9 protein-coding genes are annotated in these 16,917 nt (G+C 72.2%); 3 read left to right on the forward strand and 6 right to left on the reverse strand.

Going from position 1 to position 16,917, the window contains the following annotated elements; genetic code table 11:
* Window positions 1–5 precede the first annotated feature (5 nt).
* From FHR38_RS08520 to FHR38_RS08530, 3 genes are read right to left on the reverse strand one after another with little or no spacing between them, the layout of a single operon-like run.
* Complete coding sequence (locus FHR38_RS08520; RefSeq protein WP_184534163.1) at window positions 6–1,097, reverse strand: hypothetical protein; 1,092 nt, start codon at window positions 1,095–1,097, stop codon at window positions 6–8.
* A complete protein-coding gene (fxsT, locus tag FHR38_RS08525; RefSeq protein ID WP_184534164.1) occupies window positions 1,094–5,104 on the reverse strand; it encodes an FxSxx-COOH system tetratricopeptide repeat protein in 4,011 nt (1,336 codons plus the stop codon). The genes FHR38_RS08520 and fxsT overlap by 4 nt, the downstream gene beginning before the upstream one ends.
* Window positions 5,105–5,129: 25 nt before the next feature.
* Window positions 5,130–5,336 carry an FxSxx-COOH-like cyclophane-containing RiPP peptide gene (locus tag FHR38_RS08530; protein WP_184534165.1) on the reverse strand — a complete coding sequence of 69 codons (207 nt, stop codon included), beginning with the start codon at window positions 5,334–5,336 and terminating at the stop codon, window positions 5,130–5,132.
* A 208-nt stretch (window positions 5,337–5,544) separates the two neighbouring features.
* Here FHR38_RS08530 and FHR38_RS33175 point away from each other — a divergent pair, with 208 nt between their 5' ends.
* On the forward strand, window positions 5,545–6,951 hold the full coding sequence (locus FHR38_RS33175; protein WP_184534166.1) for an HEXXH motif domain-containing protein: 1,407 nt from the start codon (window positions 5,545–5,547) through the stop codon (window positions 6,949–6,951).
* A gap of 10 nt (window positions 6,952–6,961) precedes the next feature.
* Here the strand turns inward: FHR38_RS33175 and FHR38_RS08540 are convergent, their stop codons facing one another.
* Window positions 6,962–8,134, reverse strand: a complete 1,173-nt coding sequence (locus FHR38_RS08540) for an acyl-CoA dehydrogenase family protein (protein ID WP_184534167.1) — start codon at window positions 8,132–8,134, stop codon at window positions 6,962–6,964.
* Between the two features lie 263 nt (window positions 8,135–8,397).
* On the opposite strand from FHR38_RS08540, the gene FHR38_RS08545 reads away from it, so the two are divergent.
* Together FHR38_RS08545 and FHR38_RS08550 are read left to right on the forward strand one after the other, a co-directional pair.
* Window positions 8,398–9,825, forward strand: coding sequence for a UDP-glucose dehydrogenase family protein (locus FHR38_RS08545; protein ID WP_184534168.1), 1,428 nt, complete (start codon window positions 8,398–8,400; stop codon window positions 9,823–9,825).
* Window positions 9,826–9,982: 157 nt separating this feature from the next.
* Window positions 9,983–15,091 (forward strand): SCO7613 C-terminal domain-containing membrane protein, encoded by a 5,109-nt coding sequence (locus tag FHR38_RS08550; protein WP_184534169.1) that lies wholly within the window; start codon window positions 9,983–9,985, stop codon window positions 15,089–15,091.
* A 150-nt stretch (window positions 15,092–15,241) separates the two neighbouring features.
* Here the strand turns inward: FHR38_RS08550 and purE are convergent, their stop codons facing one another.
* Together purE and FHR38_RS08560 are read right to left on the reverse strand one after the other, a co-directional pair.
* Complete coding sequence (purE, locus tag FHR38_RS08555) at window positions 15,242–15,733, reverse strand: 5-(carboxyamino)imidazole ribonucleotide mutase (protein WP_184534170.1); 492 nt, start codon at window positions 15,731–15,733, stop codon at window positions 15,242–15,244.
* Entirely contained in the window at window positions 15,730–16,896 is a 1,167-nt protein-coding gene (locus tag FHR38_RS08560) for a 5-(carboxyamino)imidazole ribonucleotide synthase (RefSeq protein WP_184534171.1), read from the reverse strand. The genes purE and FHR38_RS08560 overlap by 4 nt, the downstream gene beginning before the upstream one ends.
* Window positions 16,897–16,917: the final 21 nt, after the last annotated feature.

Genomic DNA, 16,917 nt, shown 5'->3' on the forward strand with positions numbered 1-16,917 from the left:
GCTGCTCAGTCTCCGAGGTCGCGGGCGAGTCGGGCGACCTTGTCGTCGGCGGACCCGACCCGGTTCTGGTCGAGGGTCACCCCTAGCAGGAACTCTCCCGGGCGGATCGGATAGCAGTACAGGGCGCCCTGCTCGACATCGAAGACCGCTCGGGCCAGCCGCCGTCCCACCACCGGGTAGACGCTGCGCAGCAGGCCCCGTAGCCGGGACTCGATCCGGGCACCGAAGTCCCGGTAGAACCGTCGCCGCTGGGCCACGGTGATGCTGTCGAAGAAGGGACTCAACCGGTCGTCGCCCAACACGTCGACCGAGAAGCTGACCGCGCCGTACCGGCACACCGCCGCGAAGTGCAGATCCTCGACGTCCAGGGCGTCCCGGCACCGCGCGATCCGGTGCTGGACGTCCTCGTCGTCCTCCGCGAGGTCCGGATCGCGTACCTCGGTGGGCGGATTGCCAGGCGAGTTGCTCGGCGCGGCCAACGCGGCAGGTTCGACCAGATCGCGCTCGCTGAGCCACAGCCAGCCGCCGTAGTCGGTGGGGCGTTGACTGACCACCGCCCGTAACCGGTTGGCCAGCGCCGAAACCTCGATGTCCGCCGCCCGGATAGCCGGCACCCGTGGGGCCGGACAGGGCTCCACACCGGGCGGCGGGGTGTGGGCCAGTCCGACCAGGAACCGGTTCCGGAGTACGGAGAAGCCGAACAACGCCGCCTGGTCGGCGTGCACCACGAGCCGGATCAGGTCACCGCTCTGCACCTGTTGCAGTTCCTCGTCCAGATCGGCCATGTCGTGCACGAGGTTCCGCCCGGCCGACCGGTAGTCGTCCAGCGTCCCCTCCGATGGGCCACCATCGCCGGAGCCGTCGATCCGGTCCACCGTGAAGTCACCAACCCCGGCCGTGTACTGCGCGAGGTGCACCAGGTCCCGACTGTCGCCCAGCGACTGGCGGCACAGCTCGAACGCCCGCTGGTGGCCCGGCCCGTAGTGGGCACCCAGGTACTCGACCAACCGTGCCGAGTCCGGCCCGTCAACGTGACCAACCGCGTCCACGCCCACCTTCTCCCCCTCGCTCCGGTCCACCGGCCGGCGATTGGTCACGTACCCGGCACCTCAAGATCGAGGTAGTCGACGGAAAGGCCGCGATCGCCGGTCGTCTCCAGTCCGTCACGACGACTGACGAGCACGCCGAGTGCCCGCTCGGCGACCTCCACGTACCGATGCTCGGTGCCGAGCAGGTCCCGACTGATCTCCAGGGTGGTGCGCAGCAGCGTCGCGGCGGCGGTCAGGTCCCCGGCGGCGACCAGGTTCCCGGCCTGGTTGATCGCGGCGGCCAGGGCCCACGGATGGGCCTCCTCCCCGAGCCCGGTACGCAGCCCGACCAGCCCTTCCTGGCCGGAGGTGACCGCCTCGTCGACCCGGCCGGAGCCCCGTAGGAAGACCGCGAGGTTCACCCGGCAGATCTGGGTGAACGGATGTGCGTCGTCGTACTCGTCGCGGTAGCCACGCAGGCACCGGCTCGCCATCTCGACCGCCGTCACCGTCTCGCCGGCCAGGTGGTAGTCCGCGGCCAGGCTCAGCGTGCAGGACCGGGTCCGTGGGTGGTGCTCACCGACCGTCCGGCGGTACGCCAGCAGCGCCCGACTGTTGAGGTCCTTGGCCCGGCTGTGTTCACCCCGACGTCGCTCGGTGACCGCCAGCGCGCGGACGATCCGCAGGGTGTCCGGATGATCGTCGCCGCCGATGCGCAGCATCCGGGCGTACGCCCGGGTCAGGGTCCGATAGGCCGCGTCGAGTTGCCCGAGCTCACGCTCGTAGGTGCCGACGTCGGAGGCGGACCACCAGGTGTACGGGTCCTCCTCACCGAAGAGCCGGATCCGGCGGTGCAGGGTGTCCCGTTCCCGGTCCAGCGCCTCCTCGGTGAACCCGGCCAGGTACGACGCCAACGCCAGGTTGTGCGCGGCCCGCAGGGTCTGCGGATGGTCGTTGCCGAGCGCGTCCCGGAAACCCCGCCAGGTGGCCCGGTCCTCGATCAACGCCGCCCGGAACTGGCCCAGTCCACGTTGGTCGGCGGCCATGCCCCGGCGGGTGACCAGGGTCCGTAGATGGTCGGGACCGAGCAGGGCCGAGGAGGCGTCCAACGCCACGGTGTCTAGTTCGTAGGCGGTGGCCTCCTGGCCGAGCAGGCGGCGCAGGTCGGCCAGGGCGGTCGCCAGCCGGAGGGTGAGCCGGTCCCGCCACCCGTATACGGCCACCCACCGGTCCAGCACCGATTGCCCGAGACGCACCCCCTCGGCCAGGGCTTCTCCCCGCGTCGACGTGCTCAGGTAGCCGAACTGGGTGACCACCCACTGGCGTACCGCTGGCGGATCGTCGGCCTCCAGCGCGCCGGAGCGCAGCAGGTGCCGGTGCAGCTCGACAAGGTCACCCATCCGGCGGTCGCCCGCCTCGGTGAGGCCGGTGCCGGGAGCGAACAGCGCCAGCCCGACGAGCAGCTGTCGCTGGCGGCGCTGCCGCTCGTCGGCGGTCATCGTCGCGGCGACCGCCGACTGCATCGCCGAGTGCATGATCAGCCGGGAGTCGGCTCCCCAGTCGACGGAGAAGAGGCCGAAGCGTACCCCGGCCGCCAACGCCCGCTCGACCTCCCAGCCGTCCTGGCGCAGCACCTCCCCGTCGCTGGTGCCGGTGGGCTCCCCGCCGGTGTCGTCGGCCGCCCCGTCCACGACCTCGACTGCCCCGGCGTCGGTCGCCTCGTCGACGGCATCGGCGAGCTGCGCGAGCAGTTCACGGGAGCGCACCACCCGCAGGGTGATGCCCTCGGTGGCCACGAAGACGCACATCTGGGCGAGGGCGATGGCGACCCGCCCGGCGAAGTCCTCCCGCATCATCGGGAACGACGCCCGCAGGACGTCGTTCAGGCCGACCGGCGCCTCGGGTCGGGCCGAGGCCGACGGTACCGCGGCCGGTTGACCTGTCGAGCCTGCCGGGGCCGGCGTCGGCCGTACCGCGGCGAGAAAGCCGGGCACCGCGACATCGGTGGCCTGCGAGCGGGCCACCCCGTGCCGGGCGTGCAGCAGGATCCCCGCCTGCCAGAGCACCCCGGCGGTGGCCCGCAGCGTCAACGGCATGCCGCCGACCACCTCGGTCACCTCGGCGGCCCGGTCGGCGGAGAGGTTCGGGGTCTGGGCCAGCAGGACCTCGATGCTGTCGTCCCGGCTCAACGGGGTCACGGTAAGGTCCGACCGGCTACCGTTCGTCGCCTCGGGTCGGGCCGGCCCCCGGGTCACCAGCACGTGCCCCGTACCACCCACCGGGAGCAGGTCGGTCAGCTTCGCCTCGCCCGCCCCGTCGTAGATCAGCAACCACGGGGCCCGCCGCCGGCGAAGCTCCTTGAGCACCTCCTGGGCCGGATTGCCCTTCGGCTCTACCCCCAGCTCCTCAGCCAACCGGCCCAGGGCGGTACGCACACTGTGCCGGTCCACGGCGGGGATCCAGGCGATCAGCTCGTAGTCGTAGCCGAACCGGTGCACGTACTCCCGGGCGATGTCGCTCTTGCCGACGGCCTGCTCGCCGTACAGGGTGACCTCCCGCGCCTCGGCCGAGGCCAGCAGGTGGTCGCGGACCGCTTCGAGTTCCTGCGCCCGGCCGACGAAGGCGAGCGGGCGGGGCGGTACCTCGAAGCGGAGCTGCCACGACGGCGGTCCGGCCGGAAAGCGGGGCCGCCAGCCGGGGCCGGCCGGGATCGCCGGCACACCGGCCATGCCGAGCGCGGCCCGCAACCGGTTGTGCGCCAACGCCTCCGAACAGTTGCCAATGTCCGCGGTGCGGTATCCGGACCGGGATCGAGGCACCGGCTCGGCGGCCGTCCGGATGACGATGATGTCGGGCCGCTGGATGTCGGGCCGCTGCCCGGCGGCTGGGTCGGCCGGCAGCAACCGGGCCAGCTCCAGCGACGCGTCCGGGGCGTCGTCCGGGGCCAGGACCATCACCGTGGCCCGTTGCGCGACGTCGGCCCAGAGCCAGTCCACCGGTAGTGGACGGACCCGGGTGCCGGCACCGTCGAGCTGAGCCCGGATCCAGTCCGCCCAGGGCCGCTGGGCCGGCGGGTAGACGAGATAGATCTGTTCCGGCCCGTCGCCGGACTGCAACCCCAGACTGCGCTGGTAGCGGCGACGCATGGCGTCCGACACCAGTGGCACGGTGTCGACGGCGCCGTTGGAGATCGCGCGGGTGAGCCGCTGGTACGCCGTCAGCAGCCGGTGCCGGCTCGGTGACTCGTCCATCAGCGGAGCCAGCACCTGGTCGTACGGCCGGTGCGGCAGCTCGACCTGGACCAGGTCGTCGGCGGTGGTGTCACCGCTGTCGGCGAGGGCGTCGAGGAAGGCCCGCCGGATGTCGCTGCGGCTGCGCTCGCCCTCCGGGCTGTCGCTGTCGTCGAACTGCGTGGCCACGACCATGACCTGCACCCCGACCGGAGCCTCCCGGTGCACCCGGCGGGCGAGTTCGGTCGCGCCGTCGAGCCGGGCCCGCTGACTCGTGAAACAGATCGCGACCGCGTCGCAGACCGCCGCGATCCGGGTGACCGCCGCGTTGCTCACCCCGGCCGGGTCGTCCATCAGCACGTAGTCGTAGTCGGTCGAGCGCAGTTGTCGGCGCAGTTCACTCAGGGGCAGGTCGGGTGGGGGGACCTCGCCGGTGGCGGACGACGGACCGGCGGCCGACGGTACGGGCAGCCAGACCACGTCCAACCGGCCGGCGTCGCCGGTGAGGGCGGCGTACCGGCGGACCAACGGTCGGGCACCCGCCCCGTCCAGCGGCGACACACCGGGCGAACGGAGCATCAGCGTGTCCAGCACCCGGGCCAGCTTCGCCGGTAGCAGGTCGACGGTCCGTCCCTCGTCGACGTGGTACATCTGCAGGTACTGGTGCACCCGCATGCCTTCGAGGTCGGAGTCGAGCACCAGCACCCGCTGGCCGGCGCTGGCCAGGATCCAGGCCAAATTGGTCACGATGCTGGTCCGCCCGGTGTTCCCGGTCGCGGCCACGAACGAGACCACCCGGGTCGGCCCGTGATCAGGGATGCCACCGCCATTGTGTCCCGACCCCATCGCCGCCCCATGCATATCGATCAGCTCATCGCTCGGCAGCTGGTTTGACAAAATTCTCCACGTCCACGTAGTTCTGCCAACTGGCATAGTCCTCGGCCGGGGTACGGCTTTCCGCAATGAGCCGACGCAGGGAGCGCAGAAGAGCGTTACGCGGAACCGCGTCGAGTTCTTCCGTACCCATCCCGGATGCGTCGATCAGCTCTGAGACAAAACGTGTCTCGTCCTGTTCCACTGGATGCGCCATGACCGGCCCCACTTTCGTCCCTATCGGCGATACCCCCGATTCCAGGGGCGAACGGGACATGCGCCACCTCGATGGCTTATCGTAGCGTCCGTCGATGCGATGGCCCGCCTCCGCGCGTACGCCGCAACGCCACACCCGCCCACCCAGGGCCCGCCACTGCCCACATCCGTCCGGCCGACACGCGGGAGAATCCTGAGTGGAATCGCCATTTCACCAGCTAGCCGGCCGCGCCTTCGCCGAGTTCAGCCAGGGCGGCGGCGGGCCTGCCATCATCCGGTCGTTACTCGCCGGCCAATACAGTAAGAACCTGCTGCTACTGCGGGCGATAGTCGAGTTGACGACAGAATCCGGGCACCGCGATCTGGCCCCGATCGGCCGGGCCTACTCGTCCATCCAGGAAATCCGCCGGTACGCGCCGCAGGCCGCCCGGACGGTGTTGACCTACCCCTCGGTCAGCGCCTGGGCGATGACCACCGTGGTGCAGCTCAGCAACGGTGTGGCCGGGACGCATCCCGGGCGTATCGGCGCCCTCGCCACCGCCGTCGCGCTACAGGCCCGGGTGCCGGTGGCCATCACCCTGCCGGCGACGAGTTGGTCGGCTGGCGCTCTCGCCCTACCCTCCCTGGGTCGGATCCTCCTACCGCAACCCGACGCACCGGTGGTCCCGGTTCGCACCGGAGCCGATGGGGCGGCCCTCACCGTCGACGGGGGGTTCGTCTCGTTGACCAGCCCCGACGACCCAGGCCGAGCGGACCGATGGACCGGATCGGCCCCGTCGGACGGCTCGACAGACCCGGCCGAGCCGGGTGGAAGACTGTGGCAGCCCGTACCCCGGCTTTCGGCCGCCCACGGTGGTCTGGCCCTACGTCTCCGGCTCGACGACCTGGGGGCGTTCTCCGGGATCGGCGAGCAGAGCCCGAAGCCGATGGGCCGGGCCGAACTGGCCGAGTGGCAGGGCCTCATCAGCTCGGGTTGGCGGCTGCTCGTCGAGGGACATCGCCCGTACGCGGAGGAGATCGCCGCCGCGATCACGATGGTCGCGCCCCTGCGTACCCCGGACCGGGGCCAGGTCAGCGGCACCTTCCGCAACGCGGTCGGCTGCGTGGCGATGTCCCGCCCCGCCGATCACCGATCGGCCGCCGTCACCCTCGTCCATGAGCTGCAACACACCAAGCTGTCCGCGTTGATGAACCTCTTCCCGCTCGTCGAACCCGGACCGGACGACCGCTTCCACGCACCCTGGCGTACCGACCGGAGGCCCCTGGCCGGCCTCTTGCAGGGCCTGTACGCGCATCTGGGCGTCGCCGCGTTCTGGCGCCGGCAGGCGCGGCACGAGTCCGAACCGACGCACCTCCTACGCGCACAGGTGGAGTTCGCCCGCTGGCGAGAGGCCTGCCGGGAGGTCGCCGACCTGCTCCTGGAGACCGGGCGGCTGAGCCGGGTGGGGCGGTATGTGGTCGGGGGTGCCCGCCGGACGCTGGCCGAGTGGCAGGGGGAACGGCTGCCGACCCGTGCGGTGGCCATCGCCCGGCGGCTGGCCGAAGAGCACCGGGCACGTTACGAGGAGACCTCCTCCAGCACCGGCGCCCCCGGGCAGCCCTGACCTCCCCGCCCTACTGTCCGGCGTTCTTCAGCAGCTCACGGGCCATGACGATGCGCTGAACCTGGTTGGTGCCCTCGTAGATCTGGGTGATCTTCGCGTCCCGCATCATCCGCTCGACCGGGTAGTCACGGGTGTAGCCGTACCCGCCGAGGAGCTGGACCGCGTCGGTGGTGATCTCCATGGCCGCGTCGGAGGCGAAGCACTTGGCCGCCGCACCGAAGTAGGTGAGGTCGGCGTCGCCGCGTTCCGACTTGCCGGCCGCGACGTAGGTCAACTGGCGGGCCGCCTCCAGCTTCATACCCATGTCGGCGAGCATGAACTGGACCCCCTGGAACTGGGCGATCGCCTTGCCGAACTGCTTGCGCTCCTGGATGTAGCCCCGGGCGTAGTCGAGCGCCCCCTGGGCGATGCCCAGCGCCTGGGCGGCGATGGTGACCCGGGTGTGGTCCAGGGTGCGCATCGCGGTGACGAAGCCGCTGCCCAGCTCACCGATCATCCGGTCGGCCGGAATCCGGACGTTGTCGAAGTAGACCTCCCGGGTCGGCGAGCCCTTGATGCCCAGCTTCTTCTCCGGAGCGCCGAAACTCACCCCCGGGTCGGACTTCTCGACCACGAAGGCGGAGATGCCCCGGGACCGGGCGCTCGGGTCGGTCACCGCGAACACCGTGTAGTACTCCGAGACGCCCGCGTTGGTGATCCACCGCTTGACGCCGTTGAGCACGTAGTGGTCCCCGTCACGCACCGCGCGGGTGGTCATCGAGGCGGCGTCGCTGCCCGCCTCCGGCTCGGAGAGGCAGTAGGAGAACATCGCCTCGCCCCGGGCCACCGGGGGCAGGTAGCGCTGCTTCAGCTCGTCCGAGGCGGCCAGCAGGAGCGGCATGGTGCCCAGCTTGTTGACCGCGGGGATCAACGACGAGGAGGCGCAGGCCCGGGCCACCTCCTCGATCACGATGGCGGTGGCGAGCGCGTCCGCGCCCGCCCCGCCGTACTCGACGGGGATGTGGGGGGCGTGGAAGTCGGCGGCGCGTAGCGCGTCGTACGAGGCCTTGGGGAATTCGCTCGTCTCGTCCGCCTCGGCGGCGTTCGGCGCGACCCGCGCCTCGCACACTGCCCGTACGGCCGCGCGGATCTCGTCGTGCTCTTCCGGTAGCCGGTAGGCGTCAAACGCCGATTCTGTCGTCATTATTGCCCTCCCCTGGCGGGTTGTCGTCCCTCGCCGATTATCATGCGTGTCTGTAGCGTCTGCTCATGGCCTGCCGCGTGGATGTGAGGATACCGACCAAGCTTCAGGTGCCCCTTACCGCCGCGTAGGCTCACGAACTATCGTCGCCCTGCGAACCCCGGCGGCAGATACATACAGAAAGATCCTGTTCGGTGCCCGGCCGAGGCGCCGCGGCAAAACGCGACGCGAAGATGCGCCGCCCAGTGCGAGCGGAGAACACAGGCGTGACGATCCCGTACCCGAACACCCAACCCGTGCCGGCGATCGCGACGGTCAACCCGCCGTCCGGCGCTTCCCGCCCCCGGCTGACCTTCCTCGGCACCGGCTACCTGGGTGCGACGTACGCCATCTGCTTCGCCGAACTCGGCTACGAGGTGATCGGCTTCGACGTCGATGCCGACAAGATCGCCAAGTTGGCCAGTGGCGAGGTCCCCTTCCACGAGCCTGGCCTCGACGAGCTACTCAGGCGCAACCTGGCCGCTGGCCGGCTGCGGTTCAGCACCGACATCGCCGAGACCGCGGACTTCGGCGACGTCCACTTCATCTGTGTCGGCACCCCCCAGCGGGCCGACGGCATGGGGGCGGACCTCTCCTACGTCGAGGCGTCGGTCAGCGGACTCGCCCAGCACCTCACCCGCAAGGCCCTGATCGTGGGCAAGTCGACCGTCCCGGTCGGCACCGCCGAGTGGGTCGAGCAGTTGGTCGGCAAGTACGCGTCGGCCGACCTCGGGGTCGAGGTGGCCTGGAGCCCGGAGTTCCTCCAGGAGGGTTTCGCCGTCGAGGACGTGCTGCGCCCCAACCGGATCGTGGTCGGGGTCAAGAGCGAGTGGTCGCACGCGATGCTCTACAGCGCGCACAAGGGCGTGTTCGACCTGGCCGCGACCGAGGACCGCGAGGTGCCCGTGGTGGTCACCGACTTCGCCACCGCCGAGCTGGTCAAGGTCGCCGCGAACGCCTTCCTCGCCACCAAGATCTCCTTCATCAACGCGATGGCCGAGGTGTGCGAGGTCGCTGGTGGTGACGTCACCCAGCTGTCCCGCGCCATCGGCTACGACCCGCGCATCGGCAACCGTTTCCTCCAGGCCGGCCTCGGCTTCGGCGGGGCCTGCCTGCCCAAGGACATCCGGGCCTTCCAGGCCCGCGCCCAGGAGCTGGGTGCCGGCGAGGCGCTGCGCTTCCTGCACGAGGTCGACCTGATCAACCTGCGTCGGCGTACCCGGGTGTTGCAGCTCGCCGCCGACCTGCTCGGTCGCCGCTACGGCCCGGCCGGCCCCGACCTGTCCGGCACCCGGATCGCCGTGCTCGGCGCGACCTTCAAGCCCAACACCGACGACGTACGGGACGCCCCGGCGCTGGCCGTCGCCGCACTGCTGGTCAAGGCCGGCGCGGACGTGCACATCTTCGACCCGCAGGGGATGGAGAACGCCCGGCGGGCGCTGCCGTCGGTCACCTACGAGGACACGATGGTCGACGCGGTCTCCGGCGCCGACCTGGTCTGCGTACTCACCGAGTGGGCCGACTTCCGCAACGCCGACCCGGTCGCCCTGAGCGAACTCGTCGCCGGCCGACGGGTCGTCGACGGCCGCAACTGCCTGGACGCGGCGCTCTGGACCCAGGCCGGCTGGGAATACCGGGGTATGGGTCGCCCCTGATCCGCTGACACCTCGGCCGGCCGCCGACCCTGCTTCCGGGGTCGGCGGCCGGTCTTTTTCCGATCTCGCCCCGGCGAGGGACTATCGAAGAGTTGCTTAGTTTCGGCATGCTTCGGGAAGAGTCCATACCGCTGGTTGGCCGGGTCCGGGAGGTGCCATGAGTACGTACCAGTGCTCGTCGTGCGGTCGCGAGATCACCTCGGCGCCAAAATGTCCACACTGTCACGCCGAGCAGCCCGAGTGGTATGAGGACCTGGGCCGCCTCGAACGCTCCATCGCCGACATGAAGGCTCGCGAGGCGGCGCTCGGCAACGAGCAGAGGCAGATCGCGGCGCAGATGCAGGCGGCGCTCTTCCAGCGCGACATCCTGACCCACGCCGGCGACGAACGAGCCCGGCAGGCCACCCGACCGCGCCGGGTGCTGCGCCGCCGGGCCGGGCGACGTCCGCCCACCGCCGAGGGCGGGGTGCGGTCGGTCACCACCCCGGGGGTACGCCCGGGCACCGACCCCGGACCCCGACCACGCGTCCCTCGGCAGAACACCGTCCACGCCGGTGGTCGAGACCGTCCACCGCCACCCTTCGTGGCAAACGACGAATCGGCCTTCCTCGGACCGGACGCGCCGCAGCCCCGCCCCGAAGCCTCCACCCGCGAGGTGCAGAACATCCTGCTCGGCCTCGGCGCGCTGCTACTCGGGGTGGCCGCCGTCGTCTTCGCCGCGATGGCGCTCAGCTCGCTCGACGACTTCAGTCGACTGGGGATCCTGGTCACCGCCACCGCCCTGATGCTCGCCGCCCCGGTCGCGGTGGCCCGGCGAGGGCTCACCGCCACCGCCGAGACGATCGCCGCGGTCGGCCTGCTCCTGGTGCCGTTGGACGGCTATGCCCTGTGGACCGTCGACCAGGTTCGGGACATGGGTGCCTCCGGTCATGTGCTCGCCAGTCTCACCTTCCTGGCCACCGCGTTGATCGCCGGTGGCTACGCGCGGGTGACCGGCTTGAACGTGCCCCGCTTCGCCGCTGTGATCGCCGTACAGCCGATCCTGCCCCTGCTGGCCTACAACTGGATCAGCGGTCCGGTCGGCTGGGCCTTCGTACTGGCCGCGGTCGCCGCGATCGACCTCTACCTCGTCCGGTTGCTTCACACCGAGCGCCGGCCACGCCGGATTCCCGGCGACGACCAGCCAGACCGGGTAGCCGGTGGGGACCAGCCAGACCGGGTAACCGGTGGGAACCGGCCCGACCGGGCTACTGACGACGACCGGGTCGGCGGGTTTGCTGACGACGATCGGCCGGAGGCCGCTCGGGTTCCCGGCGGGAACCGACCGGGGCACGCTGACGACGATCGGCCGGAGACCGCCCGGGAGGAGGACGACGCGGTCCTCATCACCGAGCCCATCGGCCAGGCCCCGCGCAGCGGACCACCGCGAGCCGGAGTCCAGGCGGATCCGGGCGTCTCCCGCTGGCTGATCGACCTGACCGGGGCGCTGCACGGTCTCGCCGTGGTCCTGGCCCTCGGCTACGCCATCGCCGCCCTACTCCGCGCCGGCACCGTACCCACCGCCGCCCAGGCCGGTTTCGCCCTGGTACTGGCCGCCGGGGTGGGGCTCGCCGGGGCGTTGGCCCTCGGCCGGGCGGCGCTGATCGACCTCGCCGCCGGGGTGCTGACCCTCGCCGTCATCGGCGCCGTCGGTCGAGTGGCGGCAGTCGCCCTACCCGGCCGGGCCCTGCTGGTCATCGCCGCCGCCATCGCCCTCGCTGGGCTCGGCGTACGGGCCCTGCCGGAGATCACCCGACGCGGACCGCAACTGGCGGCGGCGGTGGCGCTCAGCGTCACGGGTCTCGTCGTCGCTGGCGGAGCCCTACGGGCGGCGCTGGCCCCGATCCGGGCCGCCCTGCCGGCCTGGGACGCCGACCTCGTCTTCTACGCCGACAAGCTCGCCGCCGCAGTCGGTCCGGCCGGCTGGCAGCTCGCCACCACCGCCTTCCTGCTGACCATCGCTGCGGTGCTCGCCCTCCCGTCGGAGATCCGGCACGAGTTCGCGGTCATCGGGGCGGCCCTCACCGCGCTCGCCATCCCCGCCTCCTTCGGGCTCGCCTGGAGCGTCGCACCATGGCCGCCGGTCCTGGCCGCCGTCGGGATCGGGGTGCTCGGTCTGTCGGCCCGGACCGACCGAGCCGCGCTCACCCATGCCGTCGCCGCTGCCCTGGTCGGGCTCGCCGGGGCCGGCGCGGCGCTGGCTCGCCCCGGCCTCACCGCGGCGGTCCTGTTCACCCTGGCCGCCGCCGGAATACTCATCTCGTTGCTGCCGATGATCCGCAACGCACCGGAGCAGGCCGGGCTGATCGCGGCCTGGGCAGCCGGCGGGGCGGCGTTCGCCCTGCCCGGGGCGGTCGCCGCGTTCGTGGCGGCGACCATGCCGGCCGAATCCACGCCCACCGTCACCTCCCTACAGGACGCCACCGCTCCGGTCCTGGCCGCCAGCTTCCTGGCGGTCTGCGCGACCCTGGGCTTCGCCGCGCTCGCCCAGGTCTCACATCGACAGATCAGCCTGCCGCTGGCCCTGGGCACCGGCTTCGGCGCTCTGACGGTGACCGCCGCCGCCTTCGGCGCGCCCGGAGCCACCATCACCGACGCCTGGGTGGGAGCACTGCTACTGGTCGCGGCGGTGCTGCTCTTCCTCGCCCCCTCCATCGATGCCGGCCGGCGGGCCGACCGGCTGCTCGACGGCTCCGACTTCGCTGCCGCGGCGGCGACCGCCGGCCTGGTCGGGACGCTCGCCCGGATCGCGACGATCCTGGCACCCGGTTCCGAACTGGTCGCCGCGGCCCTGATCGTCCTGGTGGTCGCCGCCGGGGTACGGGCGATGCCGGTCGAATGGCGGCGTGGCCCCATCCTCGGCCTGTCGATCAGCGGTGGTGTCATCGCCCTGATCGCCGCCTACACGGCGCTACCCGACGGAATCCGGGCGCTGACCGCACCGGGCCGGCTGTGGGAGGCGGACCTCGGTAACTGGCCCACCGGCAGCCCGGACGCGACCGCGTGGCAGGTGCCCCTGGCGCTGCTCCTGCTCTCCGCCGCCGCCGCGATCGTGCTCCCCCGACCGTGGAAGTACGACATCGCCGTGGTCGGGGTGGGACTCGCCACCATCGGCGCGCCGGCCGCCCTCGGCCTGCCCTGGTGGTCGCCGATCGTCCTCGGTATCGCGGTCGCCACCGGGTACGGACTCGCCGCCGTCGCGGCCGTCGATCCCCGGGCCGGCCTGGCCCGAGCCGCAGGCGCGGTCGCCATCGCGCTGCACGCGATCGGGGTCAGCCTGGTCCGGCCCGGTACGACCGCCGCCGCGCTCGGCACCATAGCGCTGGTCGGTGTCGTCGTCGCGGGGGTCGCCCGGTCACTGGCCGGACCGCCAGACCGGATCGACGACGAGGAGGTGCCCGCCCACCTGGCCCAGATCGGCGGGGCAGCCACCGCCGGGGCACTCCTGGCCCTACCGGGCGCGGTCGCCGCGCTGGCCGCCACCCTCGGCTGGCCCGCCGGCACCGTGGTCACCAGTGGACTCGCCGGATCGAGCCTGGGCCTCGCCGTACTGGCCCTGGTCCGTCGACAGGTGCCGCAGTTCCTGCCGTACGCCACCTTCGGCATCGCCGTCGGAGCGACCATCACCGCCATCGCCTCACTCCCCGCCGGTCTGCCCACCGGGGTGTACGCCGCAGCGGCGGCCCTGCTGGGGGTGCTCGCCGAACTGATCCGGTCCACCACGACCCCGCCGGCCGTAACCCATCGGTCGAGCCGCCGCTGGTCGGTGCTGCTCGACGAGGCGATGCGCCGGATGCCCCGCCGGTCGGCCCGTGGCCAGTGGTCGGTGAGCCCGGCCGCCGGTGCGCTGGCCGCCGCCGTGGTGCCGATCGCCCTCGCCGTCCTCGCCATCGCGCCGACGCTGGTCGCCGCGTTGTTCGATCCGTACCGGACACTCAGCCGAATCTGGCAGGGACCGTCGCCACAGCTGCTCGACCCACCGGCTGACGCGGTGGACGGCACCAACGTGCTGGCCGCGCTGCTGCTCACCATCACGGCGGCGCTCGCCGCCGTGGGGCTGGCCGGGGGCCGACCGGCCCGGGCCGTACCGGTGGTCCTGCCCGGCGCCGCGATCACCCTGCTGATCGCCCCGATCGCGCTGGGTTTCGGCTGGCCGAGCAGCACCATGGCGGCGCTCGCCGTCTTCACGATCGCGATGCTCGGGCTGGCGCTCACCCCGCCCCCACCGCCCGCCGAGCGGGCCCGCTCGCTCCGCGTCGCCCGCGTGCTGGTCTTCGCCATCGGACTGGCCGCCGGTGGTGCGGGGCTCGCCGGTGCCCTGGCCGCCCGCAATCTCACTCTCTTCACCCTCGGCGCTGCGGTGGGCGTCGGCGCGGTGGCCGCGCTGGCCGGCCGTACCCAATCCGCCCGGATCCTCGGCTGGCTCTTCGCCGCCATCATGGCGCAGCTCTTCGTGCTCACCGCCGGGCTGGTCGCCGGCCTGGCCCCGGTCTGGTCCGCGTTCGGCGTACTGGCGGTCGGGGCGGCGCTGCTGGTGGCCGCCGCGACCCTGCCCCGACTCCGGCACCCGGCGGCGACCCGCGAGGCGGCGACCGTGGAATGGAGCGGGTACGCTGCCGCGCTGATCGCCGGGGCGCTGGCCTTCGACTCTCCCCGGCACATCGCCGCGCTGCTGGCCGCCTGGGGCGCGGTGCTCGGCATCTCGGCGACCCGGCCCGGCCGTCGGGTCGTGGAGCGGCGGATCCTGTTCTGGGCCGCCGTCGGGTGCGAGATCACCGCCTGGTGGCTGCTGATGACCGTCTCCGACGTCGCCCTGCCGGAGGCCTACACCCTGCCGTTCGCAGCCCTCGCCCTGCTCGTCGGGGTGCTGGAACTGCGCCACCGGGCTGATCTGAGCAGTTGGGTGGCGTACGGCCCGGCGCTGGTCGCGGCGTTCGTACCCACCCTGGTCATCGTGCTCAGCACCAGCACCAGCACGCTGCGTCAGGTGCTGCTCCTGCTCGGTGCGGTGGCCACATTGATCTTCGGCTCGATGCGCCGCCAGCAGGCACCGGTGGTGGTCGGCGCGACGGTCACCGCGATCGCCGCGCTGCACGCCCTCGCCACGGTCGGTCCGTGGCTGGTGCTGATCCCGGTCGGCGTCGTGCTGCTGGTGCTGGGGGCGAGCAACGAGCGGCGACGGCGTACCCAGGAACGCCTCCGGGGCGCGCTGCGCGGCATGCGTTGACGGCCGGTCGTGAGCCGCGCGGCTCCCCGCAAGACCGGACCGCGCGGCTCGGGCCGAGTCCCGCCGCGCGGCTCGGCTTGAGCCCTGCCGCACGGCTCAGGCCAGCGAGGCGCGGAGGGCGGCTCAGGCCAGCGAGGCCCGCCGCGCGGCTCAGGTCAGTGAGGCGCGGAGGGCGGCGTCCTTCTCGGCGACCAACGTCTCCAGATCCGCCTGGAACGCCGTCATTCGGGCACGCAGGGCGTCATCACTGGCGGCCAGGATGCGGACGGCCAGCAGGCCAGCGTTGCGGGCACCGCCGATCGACACGGTGGCCACCGGCACCCCGGCCGGCATCTGCACGATCGACAGCAGCGAGTCCATCCCGTCCAGGTACTTCAGCGGCACCGGCACCCCGATCACCGGCAACGGGGTGACCGACGCGACCATGCCGGGCAGATGTGCCGCCCCGCCGGCACCGGCGATGATCACCCGGATCCCCCGGTCGGCTGCCGCCCGGCCGTACTCGATCATCTTGACCGGGGTACGGTGCGCCGACACGACGCCCACCTCGTAGTCGACGCCGAACTCGTCGAGCGCCTCGGCGGCCCCCTTCATGGTGGCCCAGTCCGAGTCACTACCCATGATCACGCCGACCAGGCTCACTTGCCCTCCCGCAGCCATCGTGCGGCGCGTGCGGCACGCGCCCGTACGTCTTCCATGTCGTCGCCGAGCACCGTGACGTGCCCGATCTTCCGCCCGGGGCGGACCTGCTTGCCGTAGAGGTGCACCTTGGCCCCGGGATCGGCGGCGAAGAGATGATGCAGCCGCTCGTCGATCGACATCCCGCCGTCCGGACCACCGAGCACATTGGCCATCACCACGGCCGGCGCGGTCAACGTGGTCTCCCCCATCGGATAGTCGAGCACCGCCCGCAGATGCTGCTCGAACTGCGAGGTCCGGGCCCCCTCGATGGTCCAGTGCCCGGAGTTGTGCGGCCGCATGGCCAACTCGTTGACCACCAGCCCCGACTCGCCGACACCGTCGACCTCGAAGAGTTCGACGGCGAGCATGCCGACCACGCCGAGCGCGTTGGCGATGTCGATGGCGAGCTGCTGGGCCCGCAGGGCCAGCGCCTCGGGCAGTGCCGGGGCCGGCGCGAGCACCTCGACGCAGATGCCCTCGCGCTGCACGGTCTCCACCACCGGGTACGCCGCCACCTGTCCGAACGGCGAGCGGGCCACCTGCACGGCCAACTCCCGGCGCAGCGCCACCCGTTCCTCGACGATCAGCGGAGTGCCGGCCTCGATCAGCCGGGCGGTCTGCTCGGTCGCCTCCTGGGCGTCGGAGACCAGCCACACCCCCCGGCCGTCGTAGCCGCCCCGGGCCGCCTTGAGCACCACCGGCCAGCCGACCCGGTCGCCGAACTCGACCACGTCCTCGGGCAGGTTGACCGGCTGCCAGGCGGGCATCGGTGCCAGCGTCGACAGCCGTTCCCGCATGGCCCGCTTGTCCTGGGCGTAGATCAACGCGTCCACCCCCGGATGGACCGGTACGCCCTCGGCCGCCAGCGCCCGAATGTGCTCGGTGGGCACGTGCTCGTGGTCGAAGGTGACCACGTCACACCCCTTGGCGAAGGTACGAAGGGCGGCGAGGTCGGTGTGGTCCCCGTACCGGACGTCGGCGGCAACCAGCGCGGCACCATCCTCCGGGGTGAGCGCGAGGACACGCAGGGACTGGCCGAGGGCGATCGCGGCCTGGTGGGTCATCCGGGCCAGCTGGCCACCGCCCACCATGCCGACTACGGGAAGACCGGTACGAGGATCCATAACGGCGATCAGCGTAGCGTC

This window comes from Micromonospora polyrhachis, assembly GCF_014203835.1.
GTDB classification, from domain to species: domain Bacteria; phylum Actinomycetota; class Actinomycetes; order Mycobacteriales; family Micromonosporaceae; genus Micromonospora_H; species Micromonospora_H polyrhachis.

Excerpts from the sequence above, each read along its gene's own strand:
- FHR38_RS08560 (WP_184534171.1), bottom strand. The coding sequence starts at position 16,896 with ATGGATCCTCGTACCGGTCTTCCCGTAGTCGGCATGGTGGGCGGTGGC.
- FHR38_RS08540 (WP_184534167.1), bottom strand. The coding sequence starts at position 8,134 with ATGACGACAGAATCGGCGTTTGACGCCTACCGGCTACCGGAAGAGCAC.
- fxsT (WP_184534164.1), bottom strand. The coding sequence starts at position 5,104 with ATGGGGTCGGGACACAATGGCGGTGGCATCCCTGATCACGGGCCGACC.
- FHR38_RS08550 (WP_184534169.1), top strand. The coding sequence starts at position 9,983 with ATGAGTACGTACCAGTGCTCGTCGTGCGGTCGCGAGATCACCTCGGCG.